The sequence below is a fragment of the Micromonospora sp. NPDC023869 genome (genome assembly GCF_055559695.1).
In genome coordinates this window covers 229,750-246,149 of the sequence record NZ_JBVHKD010000009.1, presented here as the reverse complement: position 1 = coordinate 246,149, position 16,400 = coordinate 229,750, and the positions used below count along the sequence as shown (strand labels likewise).

13 protein-coding genes and 1 pseudogene are annotated in these 16,400 nt (G+C 71.9%); 4 read left to right on the top strand and 10 right to left on the bottom strand.

Annotated elements, in window-relative coordinates; all coding sequences use genetic code 11:
- Positions 1-39: 39 nt before the first annotated feature.
- The 8 genes from ACZ31C_RS24060 to ACZ31C_RS24025 form a co-directional block, all read right to left on the bottom strand.
- The gene (locus ACZ31C_RS24060; protein ID WP_465797175.1) at positions 40-489 is read right to left on the bottom strand and encodes a hypothetical protein; all 450 of its coding nucleotides are present in this window, start codon (positions 487-489) and stop codon (positions 40-42) included.
- Positions 490-762: 273 nt separating this feature from the next.
- Positions 763-1,509, bottom strand: coding sequence for an MBL fold metallo-hydrolase (locus ACZ31C_RS24055; protein ID WP_350693374.1), 747 nt, complete (start codon positions 1,507-1,509; stop codon positions 763-765).
- Between the two features lie 260 nt (positions 1,510-1,769).
- The gene (locus ACZ31C_RS24050; protein ID WP_350693373.1) at positions 1,770-2,735 is read right to left on the bottom strand and encodes a PLP-dependent cysteine synthase family protein; all 966 of its coding nucleotides are present in this window, start codon (positions 2,733-2,735) and stop codon (positions 1,770-1,772) included.
- Positions 2,736-2,745: 10 nt separating this feature from the next.
- Positions 2,746-3,099: a MoaD family protein gene (locus ACZ31C_RS24045; protein WP_465797174.1), complete on the bottom strand. Its 354-nt coding sequence runs from the start codon at positions 3,097-3,099 to the stop codon at positions 2,746-2,748.
- 63 nt (positions 3,100-3,162) lie between these two features.
- Positions 3,163-3,651, bottom strand: a complete 489-nt coding sequence (locus tag ACZ31C_RS24040) for a M67 family metallopeptidase (RefSeq protein ID WP_093401918.1) — start codon at positions 3,649-3,651, stop codon at positions 3,163-3,165.
- A gap of 54 nt (positions 3,652-3,705) precedes the next feature.
- Positions 3,706-4,206 carry a DUF2017 domain-containing protein gene (locus ACZ31C_RS24035; RefSeq protein WP_396741438.1) on the bottom strand — a complete coding sequence of 167 codons (501 nt, stop codon included), beginning with the start codon at positions 4,204-4,206 and terminating at the stop codon, positions 3,706-3,708.
- A gap of 2 nt (positions 4,207-4,208) precedes the next feature.
- On the bottom strand, positions 4,209-4,499 hold the full coding sequence (gene clpS, locus ACZ31C_RS24030; RefSeq protein WP_131052082.1) for an ATP-dependent Clp protease adapter ClpS: 291 nt from the start codon (positions 4,497-4,499) through the stop codon (positions 4,209-4,211).
- Positions 4,500-4,656: 157 nt separating this feature from the next.
- The gene (locus tag ACZ31C_RS24025) at positions 4,657-6,153 is read right to left on the bottom strand and encodes a P-loop NTPase family protein (RefSeq protein ID WP_465797173.1); all 1,497 of its coding nucleotides are present in this window, start codon (positions 6,151-6,153) and stop codon (positions 4,657-4,659) included.
- Positions 6,154-6,353: 200 nt separating this feature from the next.
- Between ACZ31C_RS24025 and ACZ31C_RS24020 the strand changes: the two genes are divergently transcribed.
- The 4 genes and pseudogenes from ACZ31C_RS24020 to ACZ31C_RS24005 all read left to right on the top strand — a co-directional run.
- The gene (locus ACZ31C_RS24020) at positions 6,354-9,035 is read left to right on the top strand and encodes a LuxR C-terminal-related transcriptional regulator (RefSeq protein ID WP_465797172.1); all 2,682 of its coding nucleotides are present in this window, start codon (positions 6,354-6,356) and stop codon (positions 9,033-9,035) included.
- A 16-nt stretch (positions 9,036-9,051) separates the two neighbouring features.
- Positions 9,052-10,338 carry a nicotinate phosphoribosyltransferase gene (locus ACZ31C_RS24015; protein ID WP_465797171.1) on the top strand — a complete coding sequence of 429 codons (1,287 nt, stop codon included), beginning with the start codon at positions 9,052-9,054 and terminating at the stop codon, positions 10,336-10,338.
- A 13-nt stretch (positions 10,339-10,351) separates the two neighbouring features.
- Positions 10,352-10,933 (top strand): isochorismatase family protein, encoded by a 582-nt coding sequence (locus ACZ31C_RS24010; RefSeq protein WP_465797170.1) that lies wholly within the window; start codon positions 10,352-10,354, stop codon positions 10,931-10,933.
- A gap of 71 nt (positions 10,934-11,004) precedes the next feature.
- Positions 11,005-12,198: pseudogene (locus ACZ31C_RS24005) on the top strand (MFS transporter); the annotation flags it as partial.
- Positions 12,199-13,313: 1,115 nt separating this feature from the next.
- On the opposite strand, the gene ctaD reads toward ACZ31C_RS24005, so the two are convergent.
- Together ctaD and ACZ31C_RS23995 are read right to left on the bottom strand one after the other, a co-directional pair.
- Positions 13,314-15,071, bottom strand: a complete 1,758-nt coding sequence (ctaD, locus tag ACZ31C_RS24000; RefSeq protein ID WP_131052077.1) for an aa3-type cytochrome oxidase subunit I — start codon at positions 15,069-15,071, stop codon at positions 13,314-13,316.
- Positions 15,072-15,188: 117 nt separating this feature from the next.
- The gene (locus tag ACZ31C_RS23995; protein WP_465797169.1) at positions 15,189-16,295 is read right to left on the bottom strand and encodes an FAD-dependent monooxygenase; all 1,107 of its coding nucleotides are present in this window, start codon (positions 16,293-16,295) and stop codon (positions 15,189-15,191) included.
- Positions 16,296-16,400 lie beyond the last annotated feature (105 nt).

Sequence of the window (16,400 nt, the reverse complement as noted above, 5' to 3'; positions counted from 1 at the left end):
TGCCCCGATCGGAGCGTCCCCGGGTGCCGTCCACCCGGCTCAGTCGTGCCCACCGACGACCAGGGTCACCGTCACGTGCCCGTCCACGGAGCGGTTGCCCGGCGCGTTGAGGATGGTCGCGGTCATCTCGAAGCCGTCCCGGATCCAGGTGTGCACCAGGCAGGAGGGGGCGTTCGGATCGGCGAGGCACTCCCGCATCCGGTCCACGGTGATGCGCAGGCCGGCGTCGCTCAGGAACGCCTGCACGCTCTGGGCCACGTCGACCGGGCACCTGTCGCGTCGGCAGTCGAGCCGGTAGCTCGCGCCGAACCGCTGGTCGCCCGCCGAGAGGTCGACACGGTGGAACCCGGCGGGAACGCCGGCCGTCTCGACCATCTCCTCGCGCTGCTCCTGGAGTTGGCGTGGCTTGTACCAGCCGTTGTAGGTGAACACGCCGCAGCAGCAGAGCAGGAGCAGCAACGCGCCGACACCGACCAGGAGACCCACCACCAGACCGGTGTGGGACCGCCTGCGCGGTGCGGGTACCGGCGGGAACGGTCCCGGACGCGGCGCAGGACCGTACGGCCCGGGGGCCGGCGGGGGTGGCCAGGCTCCTGACGGATGCGGCGCGAACGTCGGAGGGTACGGCCCGACCGGTGGCCGGCCCGGCGCGGGAGATGCCGGCCGGTCGGCAGGGCGTGGGTCGGGGCCGGCGGAGGGGTCGCTCACCCGCGCGATCCTAGGGTCTGGGCGAGAACGCCGCTGTCCGCTCCCGACGGCGGGTCAGATGTCGTAGCTGGCGCCCGGCCGGACCACGTCCAGCGGGCCGCTGTACGCCGCCGCCGCCGACGTCACGGTGTGCGCCTCGCTGCCCCAGGCAGCCACCAGGTGGGTCAGCAGCAGGCGGCCCACGTTGGCCTTGGCCGCCGCCTCGCCCGCCTCGCGGCCGGTGAGGTGCAGGTCGGGCGGATTGTCCACGCCGTCCAGGTAACTGGCCTCACAGAGGAAGGCGTCCGCGTTCTGGGCCAGCCGCAGCAACGCCTCACAGGGGGCGGTGTCAGACGAGTAGCAGAGCGTCCGGCCACCGTGCTCCAACCGCACGCCGTACGTTTCCACCGGATGCAGCACCCGGTCGACGGTGACGGTGAACGGGCCGATCGGGAAGGTGCCCGGTTGCAACGCATAGAACTGGTACACGTCCTCGACCGTGCTGTCCTCCTGCCCGTACGCGGCGGCGAGCCGGTCCGGCGCACCGGCCGGGGCGTACACCGGCAGCGGCGGGTACGGGCCGTCCGGGGCGTACCGCCGGACCACCACGTACGACGCGGCGTCGAGGATGTGGTCGCAGTGCAGGTGGGTCAGGAGGATGGCGTCCGGGGCGTGCAGCCCGGCGTAGCGCTGGAGGGTGGACAACGAGCCCGGGCCGAAGTCCACCAGAAGCCGGAAGTCCTCGGCCTCGACCAGATAGGCCGAGCAGGGGGACTCGGGTCCGGGGAAGCTGCCCGCGCAGCCCAGGACGGTCAGTCGCATCGAGTTGTCTCGCTGTCACGATAGGTAGCGATCGAGCCGGTCGCCGCTCCGGAGATGATCAATACCGACGCGTACGCCACGCTGCGCAGCCTACGCCCGCCCACCTGAACGCAAGAATGATCCGCTGGAAGTTGTCACCAACGTGACACCCGTTCCGCCCATCCGATCGAGGCCGGACTACCGGACCGGCCGATCCGGACCGTCCGACGCGACGAGGGCCACCGGCATCACGCCGATGACCCTCGTCGATGTCGCTGGGCTCAGGCCCAGAGCTGCCCCTCCAGGGCGTCCTCCGCGTCGGCGAGTGTGCCGCCGTACGCCCCGGTGCTGAGGTACTTCCAGCCGCCGTCGCTGACCACGAACGCCACGTCGGCACGGCGGCCGTCCCGCACCGCCTCGTGTGCCATGGCCAGGGCGGCGTGCAGCACCGCCCCGGTGGAGAAGCCGACGAACAGACCTTCCACCTCCACCAACTGCCGGGTACGCAGCACCGCGTCGCGGGTGCCGACGGAGAACCGTCGGTTGAGCACGGTCGCGTCGTAGAGCTCCGGGACGTACCCCTCGTCGATGTTGCGCAGGCCGTAGACCAGCTCGCCGTAGCGCGGCTCGGCCGCGACGATCTGGATGCCCTCGACCTTCTCGCGCAGGTAGCGTCCGGTCCCCATCAAGGTGCCGGTGGTGCCCAGCCCGGCCACGAAGTGGGTGATCGTGGGCAGGTCGTGCAGCAGCTCGGGGCCGGTCGTCTCGTAGTGCGCCCGGGCGTTCGCCTCGTTGCCGTACTGGAACAGCATGACCCAGTCCGGGTGCTCGGCGGCGATCTGCTTCGCGGTGGCCACCGCCTGGTTGGAGCCGCCCGCCGCCGGCGAGAAGATGATCTCCGCGCCATACATCCGGAGGAGCTGCACCCGCTCGGTCGAGACGTTCTCCGGCATCACGCAGACCAACCGGTAGCCGCGCAGCTTGGCCACCATGGCCAGCGAGATGCCGGTGTTGCCGCTGGTCGGCTCAAGGATCGTGTCGCCGGGCCGGAGCTTGCCGGACTCCTCGGCGGCCCGCACCATGAACAGCGCGGCCCGGTCCTTGACGCTGCCGGTCGGGTTGCGGTCCTCAAGCTTGGCCCACAGCCGCACCGGCGGCGCCCCGTCGGGCACCGTCGGCGACAGTCGGGGCAGCCCCACCAGGGGCGTGCCGCCACAGGCGTCCAGCAGGCTGTCGTACCGCGTCATCGCGGCCGCCTCAGCTCGCGGCGACGGGCACGCGACGCCCGGCGGCGGCGCGGTGCTCGCTGATCGCCGCGGCGGCGGCGAAGCCGAACGCGCCACCGGCCACGGCGGGCAGGATGGTGACGCTGTCGCCGTCGTTCAGCTTGGCGTCCAGCGCGCCCAGGAAGCGCACGTCCTCGTCGTTGACATAGACGTTGACGAAGCGGTGCAGCGCGCCGGCCTCGGTGACCAGCCGGCCCCGCAGCCCGGCGTGCCGGGAGTCCAGGTCGTTGAGCAGGTCATCCAGCGTGTCACCGCTGCCCTCGACGACCTTCGCGCCGCCGGTGTAGCTGCGCAGGATGGTGGGGATGCGAACCTCGATGGCCATGTGTCGTACTCCTCGATCGGGTGTGCTCGGTGACGGGAAAGGGTGTGCGGGTGCTGACGGGGATCAGCGGCCCGAACACTCGTAGTCGACCGTCGCCGGGCTCTGCCCGAACATGTACGACTGCACGGCGTGCGGATCCACCCCGGCGTCGAGGATCCGCACCGGCTCCTCGGTGACCACCCCGTCCACGATGCGGAAGGAACGGATTTCCTCCGTGTCGGGTTCGCGGGTGGAGACGAGCAGATAGTGGGCGCCGGGCTCACCGGCGAAGGAGATGTCCGTCCGCGAGGGGTACGCCTCGGTGGCGGTGTGCGAGTGGTAGATCACGACCGGTTCCTCGTCGCGGTCGTCCATCTCGCGCCACACGCGCAGGTGCTCCATCGAGTCGAACTCGTAGAACGTCATCGAGCGGGCGGCGTTCTCCATGGGGATGTGCCGGGTCGGAGTGTCACTGCCGACCGGGCCGGCGACCACGCCGCAGGCCTCGTCGGGGTGGTCCCGACGAGCGTGGGCGACGATCGCGTCGACGATCGACCGGTCGATGCTCAGCACGCCGCCAAGACTAGCGCCCGGCGGCCCAGGACCGCGAGGTCGCGCCGGTCACAGTCACTCGATCAAGGCGTTGAGCAGGGACTCCTGGAGATAACCGAGATACGCGTAGACCGAAAGCTGGAACACCCGGCTGGAGGACGGGTCCTCGGCGACCGCATCGTCCAGTTCCGCCCCCAGATCGGTGCCGTCCTTAATCTCCAGCCGGACGCCCATCGCCAACCGGGCGTCGTTCAGCGCCCGCAGCCACGCCTCGGCCGCCTCGGCGTCCAGGCGCACCTCTCCGCCGCCGTCGGCGTCGTCGGGCAGCGCGGCCAGGATCGCCCCGGCCTGATCGATCTTGGCGGTCTTCAGGTCGCCCTCGGTGTAGCGGCGGAACTCCGCCGTCCCCGCCGCGTCCTCCGGATAGACCTCGGGGAAGAGCCGGCACACGACCGGGTCGGAGTGGTCGAACCCGTCGGTCAGCAGCCCGACCACCTCGGAGGCGACCTTGCGCAGGACGCGTACCTCGTCGACGGCGAACGTGGCGACGTACCGGTCACCCCGGCGGCGGAACATGCTCACGAGCGGTCCACCGTCGCCCACAGCCCGTAGGCGTGCAGCTGTGAGGCGTCGTGCTCCATGCGCTCGCGGGCCCCGCTGGAGACCACCGCCTTGCCCTTGTGGTGCACGTCCAGCATCAACTGCTCGGCCTTCTCCCGGCTGTAGCCGAAGAGCTTCTGGAAGACCCAGGTCACGTACGTCATGAGGTTGACCGGGTCGTCCCACACGATCGTCACCCACGGCCGATCGGAGGCCGGCACCTCATCGGTGTCCGGGGTCTGCGCCGGTGCAACCTGCGGAGCCGCCATGCCCCCCATCGTGCCACCGGATCGGCGGAACCGAGGAACCGGAACGCCGGACCGGGTGGGATCGCCACCGACCGCCGCCCGATGACCACGGCTGGTCGTCCTGAGCGCGCACGCAGGCACCCCGGTGGCCGGACCGCCGGGGTACGCCGCGTGACGGTCAGGCGAGCAGGATGCCGTGTTCGGCTGCATCGGACAGCACCATGCCGAGCGAGAGACGGACCGCCTCGAACCGGCGCGAGATCTCCCGGGACAACTCCAGCTCGATCTCCCGCAGCGCCCGCTGGGACCAGGCCCGTGCGGCGCTCTGGTCGGCGTTTGCGGGCGTACGCCAGTGTTGCCAGCAGCCACCCGCCAGCGACACCGCGACCGGCGGCAGGACCTCGGTCCGCGGCACGGTGGGGTACGCCGCCAGCGCGTCGATCGCGGCGGGGTCGGTCAGCGACGCCACGCCCGCGGTGCTGGTGACCAACAACACCCGCTCCAGCTCCGGGCCGGTGACGTGGTCGGGCACCCCCCACCGGACCGCCTTGGTGATGCGGCGACGAACCCCTTCCGGCAGCGGCGCGCCGAAGAGTCGACCGCCGATGTCCTCGACCAGTTCCCGCACGGCGTGGTCGCACTGCACGGTGGCGAGCAGGGACAGCGCCTCCATCTCCCGGTCGAGCAACTGCGGCAGACCGGCGCAACCGGTGCCGAAGACGATCTCCTGCACCACCCGCAGGTGCAGGTTCGCCAGTTCCAGCGCCAGATGTTGACGGATGCGCCGGCCTGCGGACCCCACCTGGCGGTCGAGTCGTTCGGACCACTCGCCCGGCTCCGGCAGCACCGGCACCCGGCCGTGCAGGCCGGGCACATCCGGCGGATCGAGGCTGGAGCGTTCCAGTCCCTCGTCGGAGGCCCACCCGACCAGCGCCCGCCGCAGGGCCAGCGCGTCGCCCTCGACGATCGGGAACCAGCGAGCCTCGGCCAGCCCGGGCACGGCGGCGAGCAACGCGGCCCGGTGCGCCTCGACGATGACCGTGATCGGATCCACCACCGTACCGTCGGGCGCCTCGGCCGGCTCCGGCGACGTCCAGCCGCTCGCGCCCGGCGTGACCGCGAAGAAGACCTGGACCGGGCTGTCCACGACCTCGGCGAGCAGGTGCAGCTCGGCGGCGCTGAAGGACTGGTTCGCGGCGATCACGAACAGCAGCGCGCCGGCCCGGCCGGCGGCGTCGAGTACGACCCCGGTGCCGGCCCGACCGAGCGACGAGAGGTCCGGCGTGTCGACGAGGCGGTAGTGCTTGAGCAGCGGCTCGGGCAGACTCAGCTCGACCCGGCGGGGCGGCCGGGCCAGCGCCGGCCCGACCTCCGGCAGGTCCGTGCGGTATGAGAACGGTGCCCGGAAGCCGGGCACGTAGGCGGACCGGCTCGCCCCGGTCGCGTGGCGTACCACCAACCAACTTCCGGCCGGCACGGTGAGCATCCCGGCATCGAGGTCCAGCAGGGCGGCCAGTACGTTCGCCCGGCCGGCACCGGCCGGGCCCACGGCGACCACGCCGAGGGGCTCACGCGGATCGACGGTCACGCCGAGCCGATCGGGGAACGGGCGGTGACCCGGCGGCCCGGTCGCATCGTCGGGCGTACCGAGGTCGTGGAGAGGGCCCGGCTTCATCAGGCGGCAGCCTCCGAGGCTGGGCGGCCGGCAGAGCCGGTCGCGGTGAACATCCGGCGACGAACCCGGATTTCGGAAGAGTACGGGCGTGGGCGTCGGCAATGGGACAAACGAAAGTACTCTGGGGTAACTCCGCGACTACTCAACTTCATCCGCTCGGGCTACCGGCCGGGGCACAGTTCCATCGATATGCTGCGCGAATGAGTCGGTGGAAGTTCGTGGGCCGCACGGCGGAACTCGACCGTCTGCAGGCGGCGGTGACCGGCGCCCAGGGCCGGCGAGGCATATTCTTCGCCGGAAGCCCGGGTATCGGCAAGAGCCGTCTGCTCCGGGAGGGCGTCGACGCGCTTCCCGTCGAGGAGTACGCGGTCTGGTGGATCGCGGCCAGCGCCACCACCCAGGCGGTGCAGTTCGGCGGCCTGGTGCAGGTGCTTCCCGTCGAACAACCACAGGGGCTCTCCCCGGCCGGCATCCTGCGCTGGGCCGTGGACGTGTTGCAGCAGCAGGCCGCGGGCCGACGGATCGTGCTCGCCGTCGACGACGCGCACCTGCTCGACCCGCCGTCGGCCGCGCTCGTGCACCTGGTCGCCCGCTCCGAGAACGCCTCCGTGGTGGGCACCCTGCGCGACGGCGAACAGATCCCACTGCCGATCCGGGCACTGTGGACGGACGGGCTGGTCGACCACGCCGAGGTGAGCCCGCTGCCACCGGCGGAGACCGCCCGACTGCTCCGGGAGATCCTGGGCTGTCAGGTCGACCACGCCTCGTCCGAACGGCTCGGCCGACTCAGCTCCGGTAACCCGCTGCTGCTGCGCGAACTGGTGCACGCCGTCACCAACAGCGGCGAGTCCAGCACGAAGTACGGCGTCTGGACCTGGACCGGCCGGCTGGAGCTGGCACCCAACCTGACCGAGCTGATCGACATCCGGATCAACCAGCTCACCCCCGGCGTACGCACCGTCGTCGAGCTGGTCGCGTTCGGCGAGCCGCTCGGCCTGCGGCTGCTCTATCGAGCGGCGGAACAGGCCGATGTGGAGACCGCCGAGGAACGCGGTCTGATCACCGTGGCCCCCTCCGACCGGCGGGTCGACGTACGCCTGGCCCACCCGCTCTACGGCGAGGTGGTGCGCCGGCAGTGCCCGGTCAGCCGGACCCGCCGATTGCAGGCACACCTCGCCGAGCTGTTGGAGGGTGTCGGCAAGCGACGCCGGGAGGACCTGCTGCGGGTCGCCGTGTGGCGACTGGACTCCGGCACCGCGCAGGATCCGGCGATGCTCGTCGACGCGGCCGGTCAGGCGTTCGCGCGCTACGACGTACCGCTGGCGACCCGGTTGGCGCGGGCCGCGCTCGACGCCGACGGCGGGTTCGACGCGGCCGAGCTGCTGGCCACCATCCTGATGTTCGCCGACCGCCCGGCCGAGGCGCTCGGCGTGCTCGACGCCGTCGCCACCGACACCGGTGACGAGGAACGGCTCAGCCGGTGGCTGACGGTCCGCGGCATGGTCAGCTACTGGGGACTCAGTCAGCACTCGACGGTGGAGGAGATCGCCAAGCGCGGCGGCGACCTGAAGGACCACGCCGCCCAGGCCCGGGTGCGCTCCTTCGAGGCGATCATGCGTCTGCACCGGCTGGACGCGCCGACCGCGCTGCGGCTCGCCCAGAACGTGCTGGACCGGCCGGCCGCCAGCATCGCCGCACGGGAACTGGCCCGGTGCGCCATCGCCCACCTCCAGGCGGTGCAGGGCCAACTGTGCCGCAGCGCCACCGCCGTCGACCTCGTGCAGGCGAAGGTGGCCAGTTGGCGGGCGGACATGCCGTACCTCCAGCTCGCCGTCGAGCTGGCCCGGGGCACCCGGTTGGCGCTCTCCGGCGACCTGTCCGGCATCGACGCCCTGGTCGCCGACGAGTTCGCCGACCTGGCCGACGCGGGCGACTTCCGGCTGGGCAGCGGGTACCTGGCGATCCTGCGCGCGTACGCGGCCCGGCTGCGCGGGCGCAGCGACGCGGCGTTGCAGGCCGCGCTCGGCGCCTGCGCGGTGCTGGCGACCAGCCGGGTCTACGCCGGTCTCGCCCAGTCCGAACGCGCGCAGGCCGCCGCGTTGCGCGGCGACGCCCGGCAGGCCGCCGAGGCGATGGCCGAGGCGGACCGCATCCACGCGCCGAGCATGGCGGTGCTGTACCCGTGGCTGGAACAGGCCCGGGCGGCGACGTTCGCGGCCGGCGGTGACCTGGCCGGCGCGACGGCGCACCTGCACGGGCTGGTCGACCGGCTGCGGGTGGACGGCTTCGCCGGACACGAGACCCTGGTGCTGCACGATCTGGTACGCCTCGGCGAGGCCACCGCGCCGACCGGCCCGACCTGCTCCGACGGCAGCCGTCGCACGGTCGCCCAGCGGCTGACGGAACTCTCCGAGCAGGTCGACGGCAACCTGCCTCCGCTTCTGGCCCGGCACGCCCGCGCCGCGGCGGAGAGTTCCCCCGAGCAGTTGCTCGCCGCCGCCGACGGTTTCCTGGACCTGGGGTTGGCGCTGCCGGCCGCGGAGGCCGCCGCCGAGGCGGTGCACCTGCTGCGCCAACGTCGCTCGCCGCAGCTCGCCCGTGCCGGCGAGCGACTCGCGGTGATGCTCGGCTGCTGTGACATGGTGCACACTCCGGCGCTGCGCGCGGCCACGCCGACACTGAGCGACCGGGAGTGGCAGGTGGCCCGGCTGGCGGCCCACGGTGAGACCAGCCGCTCCATCGCTGAGCAGCTGTTTCTCTCCGCACGGACGGTGGAGAACCACCTCCAGCGGATCTACACCAAGCTCGGGGTGACCGGGCGGGTCGAACTGAGGGCGGCGTTGCGGACGATCCCGGGCCACGACGGCACGGCTACCACCTGAACCCTAGGCTGGGGCTGTGCACAGCCTTCGTCCCGCTCTGCTGACGGACCACTACGAGCTGACCATGGTCAGTGCCGCCCTGCGCGACGGCACGGCGGACCGCCGCTGCGTCTTCGAGGTGTTCAGCCGGCGGCTGCCGATCGGCCGCCGGTACGGCGTGGTCGCCGGCACCGCCCGGCTGGTGGAGATGCTCCGCGAGTTCCGCTTCGACCCGGCCGACCTGGACTTCCTGCGCCGCACCGGCGTGGTCGACGAGCAGGGTGCCGCCTGGCTCGCCGACTACCGGTTCACCGGCGACATCGACGGATACCCCGAGGGCGACCTCTTCTTCCCCGGCTCCCCCATCCTCACCGTCTCCGGCGGCTTCGCCGAGTGCGTGGTGCTGGAGACCCTGGTGCTGTCGGTGCTCAACCACGACTGCGCGGTGGCCGCCGCCGCGGCCCGGATGGTGACCGCCGCCCGGGGCCGGGCCCTGATCGAGATGGGCTCCCGGCGGGCGCACGAGGAGGCCGCCGTCGCCGCGGCCCGCGCCGCGTACCTGGCCGGGTTCCGGTTCACCTCCAACCTCGCCGCCGGACAGCGCTACGGCATCCCCACCGCGGGCACCGCCGCGCACGCGTTCACCCTGCTGCACGACGACGAGCGGGCCGCCTTCGCCTCGCAGGTCGCCACGCTGGGCAAGGACACCACGCTGCTGGTCGACACGTACGACATCAGTCAGGGCATCCGGAACGCGATCGAGGTGGCCGGGCCGGAGCTGCGGGCGGTCCGGATCGACTCCGGCGATCTGGCGGTGATCGCCCAGCAGTCCCGCGAGCTGCTGGACTCGCTCGGTGCCACCGAGACGAAGATCATAGTTTCCGGCGACCTCGACGAGTACGCCATCGCCTCGCTCGCCGCCGAGCCGGTGGACATGTACGGTGCCGGCACCGCCGTGGTCACCGGCTCCGGCGCGCCCACCGCCGGCCTGGTCTACAAGCTGGTCGAGGTCGAGGGGCGGCCGGTCGTCAAGCGCTCCGAGCACAAGGCCACCATCGGCGGACGCAAGGTCGCGGTCCGCCGACACAAGCCCACCGGCACTGCCACCGAGGAGATCGTCGTCCCGCAGGGCGTGCCGGACCGCCGCCCCAACGACCGGCTGCTGCAACGGTCGTACGTGGCCGACGGCGAGCCGGTGGAGCTGCCGACGCTGGACGAGTCGCGTGAACACCTGCGCCAGTGCCTGATCTCCATCCCGTGGGAGGGCCTCAAGCTCTCCGCGGGCGACCCGGCCATCCCGGTCACCGTCGTACCCGCCGAGTGAAAGGAGCGCGTCGGTGAGCAACGCGCTGATCATCGTCGACGTGCAGAAGGACTTCTGCGAGGGCGGTTCGCTGGCCGTCGCGGGCGGTGCCGGCGTCGCCGCCGGGATCTCCCGGCTGCTGGCCGGTGAGCCGGACCGCTGGGACCACGTGGTGGCGACGAAGGACTACCACGTCGACCCGGGCAGCCACTTCGCCGACGCACCCGACTTCGTCAGCACCTGGCCCCGGCACTGCGTGGTCGGCACCCCGGGCTCCGAGTTCCACCCCGAGCTGGCCACCGACCGGATCGAGGCCGTCTTCCACAAGGGCGAGTACGCCGCCGCGTACTCCGGCTTCGAAGGGCAGGGCCCCGACGGCGAGGGACTGGCCGACTGGCTTCGTCGACGTGGGGTGGACCGGGTCGACGTGGTCGGCATCGCCACCGACCACTGCGTCCGCGCGACCGCCCTGGACGCCGCCCGCGAGGGCTTCGCCACCACCGTGCTGCTGGACCTGACCGCAGCCGTCGCGCCGGACACCACCGACGTCGCGTTGCGTGCCTTCGACGGTGCCGGGATCACCGTGCACGGTGCCCCTGTGATCAGGGACGCATGACCCGCTAATTCGCTGGCGTCGGCACCACCCTCCGTCGAGGATGTCCGGCGGAGGTACGGACCGACGTGAACATGAAGCCTTACCGGGAGGCGCTCGCCCTACCCGGTCTCCGGTCGTTGCTGCTGGTCGCGGTGCTGGCCCGTATCCCACTGACGGCGACCGGGGTCACCTTGACCTTCTATGTCGTGCAGGATCTCGGGCGCGGCTACGGCGCCGCCGGACTGGCCGGTGCCGCGATCACCGTCGGTGCCGCGATCGGCGCCCCACTGCTCGGCCGGCTGGTGGACCGCCACGGGCTGCGTCCCGTCCTGGTCCTCACCACCGTCGCCGAAGCCGTCTTCTGGTCCACCGCGCCACAGTTGTCGTACCCGCTCCTGCTGCCGGCCGCCTTCCTGGCCGGCCTGCTCGCGCTGCCCATCTTCTCGGTGATCCGGCAGTCCGTCGCCGCACTGGTGCCGCCGGAGAAGCGCCGCCCCGCGTACGCGCTCGACTCGATGTCCGTCGAGCTGTCGTTCATGATCGGCCCGGCGCTCGCCACGGTCGGGGTCACCACCATCTCCGCGCGCCTCACGCTCTACCTGGTCGGCGCCGGAATCGTCACCGCCGGAATCGCGCTGTGGCTGCTCAACCCGCCGGTCCGCAGCGCCGGTGAGGCAGCCGCCGGCCCGCAGCCGAGGATCGCCCGACGCCAGTGGCTCACCTCTCGACTGATCGCCGTCTTCGCCGTCAGCACCGCGGCGACCCTCGTACTCGGTGGCACCGACGTGGCGGTCATCGCGGTCCTGCGCGAGAACGGCGACGCCGGGTTCACCGGCGTGGTCCTCGCCGTCTGGGCGGTGGCGTCGCTGGCCGGCGGTTTCGCGTACGGCGCCGCCCGCCGCTCCTTCTCCACCGTGGCGTTGCTGGGCACGCTGAGCCTGTGCACCATCCCCGTCGGGCTGGGCGGCTCACACTGGTGGCTGCTCTGCCTGGCCCTGATCCCGGCCGGAGCCCTCTGCGCGCCCACCATCGCCGCCACGTCCGACGCGGTGAGCCGCCTCGCCCCCGCCGGGGTACGCGGCGAGGCCATGGGTCTGCACGGCTCGGCCGTCACCGTCGGCATCGCCGTCGGCGCCCCACTGGCCGGAGCGGTCATCGACGCCTCCACCCCGCTGTGGGGATTCGCCGTCACCGGCGCGATCGGCACCCTGGTGGCCCTCGCGGTCCTCCCGATCGAGCTACGCCACCGCCGCGCCGACCGCGCTGCCCTCGACACCCCACCGCCCGCCGTCCCCGCCGGAACCACGGCGACTCCCCTCCCCGTGCCCGCGACGCCCGCCTCCGTGCCCGCGACGCCCGCCTCCGTGCCCGCGACGCCCGCCTCCATGCCCGCGACGCCCGCCTCCATGCTCGCGACGCCTGCCTCCGTGCCCGCCGACGCCAGGACCGCTCCCCTGCCCGTGCCCGCGACGCCTGCCTCCCTGCCCGCCGACGCCACGACCACGCCCGTCGCCGTCACGGCCGCAGCCGACACGACGTCAGCAAGGTTCTCCGTCGCGCCTGTGACCGGTACACAGGTCACCGTCGCCGGGTCTGCACCGAGGTCCATCGCCGTGGTCCGATCAGGCCCGGACCACGAACCCGCAGCAGCCCTCTCCACGACCACCTCCTGACACCGCCGCCGCATCACCGCCGCACCCGCCGCGTCCTTGGCTCCTCCCCCCTCGCCCCGGCCCCACTGCTCACGACCCGCCCGGCCCGTCACCCCTGGCCCGTCACTCCTGGCCCCTCGCACTGGCCCTGACCGAGCCGACGGCCGACGCCTCTGGCCCACGGTCGAGCGCCCACGGTCGAGGGCACCTGACCGAGGGCACCTGACCGAGGGCACCTGACCGAGGGCACCTGACCGAGGCAGCAACTTCATGGATGTTGCTGCCTCATCTCGCTCCGAGACAGCAATATCCATGAAGTTGCTGCCTCACAGCAGCGGGGCCCGGCAGCGCCGATCAGGTTTCCGGCGGAGTAGACCAGCGCAAGGCGAGCCAGCGCCGAGCGCGGAGCCTGGAGCCGAGCGCGCGGAGCCTGCTAGCCAGCCCGGAGCTTGGGGCCAGCGCCGAGCGCGGAGCTTGGGGCCAGCGCCGAGCGCGGATTGCGGGCCAGCACCGAGCTTGCGGACCAACGCGGAACTTGCGGGCCAACGCGGAACTTGCAGGCGCTGTCGGCTCGCCTGGACGGGTGCCGGGGCCGAGCGAGGCATCTGCGCGGCCACCGGCTCGCCCGCATCGATCACCCCCCTCGGGCCACGGCAGGGATCAACACGACGTGCGACCGGTGGGGAGAAAGGGCGACGGGCGCCGACCCCGGGTGTGGGGTGACGCCCGTCGTGGTGCGTGCGGTGGTGTCAGCGGCGGTCGATGTCGCTGGAGGTGTCCTCCTGGTAGCTGGCACCGCCGTCGGACTCGCTGGTGAGCGGCTTGGAGCCACCCTCGGGCGGGCCGGCCAGGCTCTGCCCGGCGGCCAGCTCGGGGAACTTGGCGTCGAAGGCGGGACGCTCGGAGCGGATCCGGGGCATCCGGTCGAAGTTGCGCAGCGGCGGCGGGGAGGTGGTCGCCCACTCCAACGAGTTGCCGTGGCCCCACGGGTCGTCGACCTCGACCACCGGACCGGCCTTGTACGCCTTCCAGCAGTTGTAGATGAACGGCAGCGTGGAGATACCGGTGATGAACGCGCCGATCGTGGAGATCATGTTCAGCGTGGTGAAACCGTCGATGGCCTGGTAGTCGGCGTACCGCCGGGGCATGCCCTCGTTGCCGAGCCAGTGCTGCACCAGGAACGTGGTGTGGAAACCGATCATGGTCAGCCAGAAGTGAATCTTGCCGAGCCGCTCGTCCAGCATCCGGCCGAACATCTTCGGGAACCAGAAGTAGATGCCGGCGAACACCGCGAACACGATCGTGCCGAAGAGCACGTAGTGGAAGTGCGCCACCACGAAGTACGAGTCGTGCATGTGGAAGTCGAGCGGCGGGGCGGCCAGCAGCACGCCGGTCAGGCCACCGAAGAGGAAGGTGACCAGGAAGCCGACGGACCAGAGCATCGGCGTCTCGAAGCTGATCTGGCCGCGCCACATGGTGCCGATCCAGTTGAAGAACTTCATACCGGTCGGCACGGCGATCAGGTAGCTCAGGAAGCTGAAGAAGGGCAGCAGCACCTGGCCGGTGGCGAACATGTGGTGCGCCCAGACGCTCATCGACAGGCCGGCGATGGCGATGGTGGCGGCGACCAGACCCTTGTAGCCGAAGATCGGCTTGCGGGAGAAGACCGGGATGATCTCGCTGATGATGCCGAAGAACGGCAACGCGATGATGTACACCTCGGGGTGCCCGAAGAACCAGAACAGGTGCTGCCACAGCATCGGGCCGCCGGTGTCCGGGCTGTAGACGTGGGCACCGAGGAGCCGGTCGGCAGCGAGCGCGAACAGCGCGGCGGCCAGCAGCGGGAAGACCAGGATCACCAGGAGGCTGGTGACCAGCATGTTCCAGGTGAAGATCGGCATCCGGAACATGGTCATGCCGGGCGCGCGCAGGGTCAGGATCGTGGTGATCAGGTTGACCGCGCCGAGGATGGTGCCCAGACCGGAGATGGCCAGACCGACCACCCACATGTTGGCGCCGACGCCGGGAGAGTGCTCCACGGTGCTCAGCGGGGTGTACGCCGTCCAGCCGAAGTCCGCCGCGCCGCCCGGGGTCAGGAAGCCGGCGGTGGCCATGGTGCCACCGAACAGGTACAGCCAGTACGCGAAGCTGTTCAGCCGCGGAAACGAGACGTCCGGCGCGCCGATCTGGATCGGCACGATGTAGTTGCCGAAGGCGAACACGATCGGCGTCGCGAAGAACAGCAACATGATCGTGCCGTGCATGGTGAACAGCTGGTTGTACTGCTCGGGCGAGAGGAACTGCAGCCCGGGCCGGGCCAGTTCGGCCCGCATGATCAGGGCCATCAGACCACCGATCATGAAGAACACGAACGCGGTGACCATGTACATGATCCCGATTTGCTTCGCGTCCGTGGACCGCAACAGCCGCGCGATGGCCGACCCCTTGACCGGCTCCCGGACCGGCCAGGGCCGGGTCACGACCGGCTTCGGTGCGACGGTGGTCACGAGGGGCCTCCGGTTCCTGGGTTGTCCCGCTCGGCACGCGTGTCTCTGCGGGCCGTCATCCGCAAGGAGGATAGTCCCCGGCAGGTGAGAGCGCCGCGTGGGGTCACCGGGCGTGGATCACAACGGGCCGAGGAGCAACCGGTAATGCTCGCCGAAGATGCGGTCGCCGCGTCCGCGTAGCAGCGGGTCGCGGAGCGCCGGCGGCACGTCGCGGGTGCGGTTGCGGTCCCGGGTCCGGTCCCGCACCCACCGGGTACGCGGCCGGCGGCGGCTCTCGTACGCGGTCAGCGCCGCCTCGACGCTCCCGGCGGCGCGCAGCGACTCGGCGAGCACCACCGCATCCTCCAGCGCCATCGCGGCACCCTGGGACAGCGTCGGCGCGGTGGCGTGGGCGGCGTCACCGACCAGCAGCACCCGACCCCGGTGCCAGCGTCCGAGTTCGACCTCGTCGGTGACGCTGGCGTGCACCGTGCCGAGCGCGTCGAGCACCTCGGGGACCGGGCCACCGTAGTCGCCGAACAGCTCACGCAACCGGGCCCTCGGGTCGGCCGGCGGCGCGGAGCCGGTCTCGTCCGCGTAGCAGTGCAGCCGTCCGGCGCCGATCGGCACCACCAGGATCCCGCTGCGTTGACCGAGCAGCGCGGTCCAGTCCCGCACCGTCGGCCCGTCGCGCACCACGCCCCGATAGACCACCTGACCGGCGGGGCGGGGCGGGCCGCCGAGCGCGGCCAGCGCCCGGATCGAGGAACGCGGACCGTCGGCGCCGATGACCAGGTCGTACTCGGTTTGGGTGCCGTCGACGAAGGTGACGCCGACGGTGTTGGTCAGCAGGTCGATGGTGCGGACCTCGGCACCGTGCCGGACCGCGCCACCGGCTCCGCTGAGCAGGACCCGGTGCAGGTCGGCGCGGGGCATGGCACGGCACTCGCCGACGCCGGCCCAGAGCGTGTCGAGGTCGACCTCGCACAGCGGTACGCCGCCTGCGTCCAGGAAGCGCTGACGGTGGATGACCTGCCCGTAGGGGCGTACCGGGTCGTCCAGGTCGAGGCGGCGCAGCGCGCGGGCGGCGTTGCCCGGCAGGTAGAGACCGGCGTCGGCGAGTTCGCCCGGGGGTGCCTTGTCGGTCACGTCGGGCCGGAAGCCCGCCAGGCGCAGCGCCCGGGCCACGGCCAGACCGGCGATGCCCGCGCCGACGACGAGAATGCGCAGGGGGGAGCTACGCATGGGGTTGTACGCCTCCGGAGGGTCGGCACGCGTTGGAGGCAAGACACTACTCGGCGCAATCGGTGCACGCCAGAGGCAATTAGCCCACGACGGACATCCCACGGC

Bases quoted from the DNA above. Each gene is read 5' to 3' on its own strand.
- ACZ31C_RS24055 (WP_350693374.1), bottom strand. From the start codon at position 1,509: ATGCGACTGACCGTCCTGGGCTGCGCGGGCAGCTTCCCCGGACCCGAG.
- ACZ31C_RS24050 (WP_350693373.1), bottom strand. From the start codon at position 2,735: ATGACGCGGTACGACAGCCTGCTGGACGCCTGTGGCGGCACGCCCCTG.
- ACZ31C_RS24045 (WP_465797174.1), bottom strand. From the start codon at position 3,099: ATGGCCATCGAGGTTCGCATCCCCACCATCCTGCGCAGCTACACCGGC.
- ACZ31C_RS24035 (WP_396741438.1), bottom strand. From the start codon at position 4,206: ATGTTCCGCCGCCGGGGTGACCGGTACGTCGCCACGTTCGCCGTCGAC.
- clpS (WP_131052082.1), bottom strand. From the start codon at position 4,499: ATGGCGGCTCCGCAGGTTGCACCGGCGCAGACCCCGGACACCGATGAG.
- ACZ31C_RS24025 (WP_465797173.1), bottom strand. From the start codon at position 6,153: ATGAAGCCGGGCCCTCTCCACGACCTCGGTACGCCCGACGATGCGACC.
- ACZ31C_RS24020 (WP_465797172.1), top strand. From the start codon at position 6,354: ATGAGTCGGTGGAAGTTCGTGGGCCGCACGGCGGAACTCGACCGTCTG.
- ACZ31C_RS23995 (WP_465797169.1), bottom strand. From the start codon at position 16,295: ATGCGTAGCTCCCCCCTGCGCATTCTCGTCGTCGGCGCGGGCATCGCC.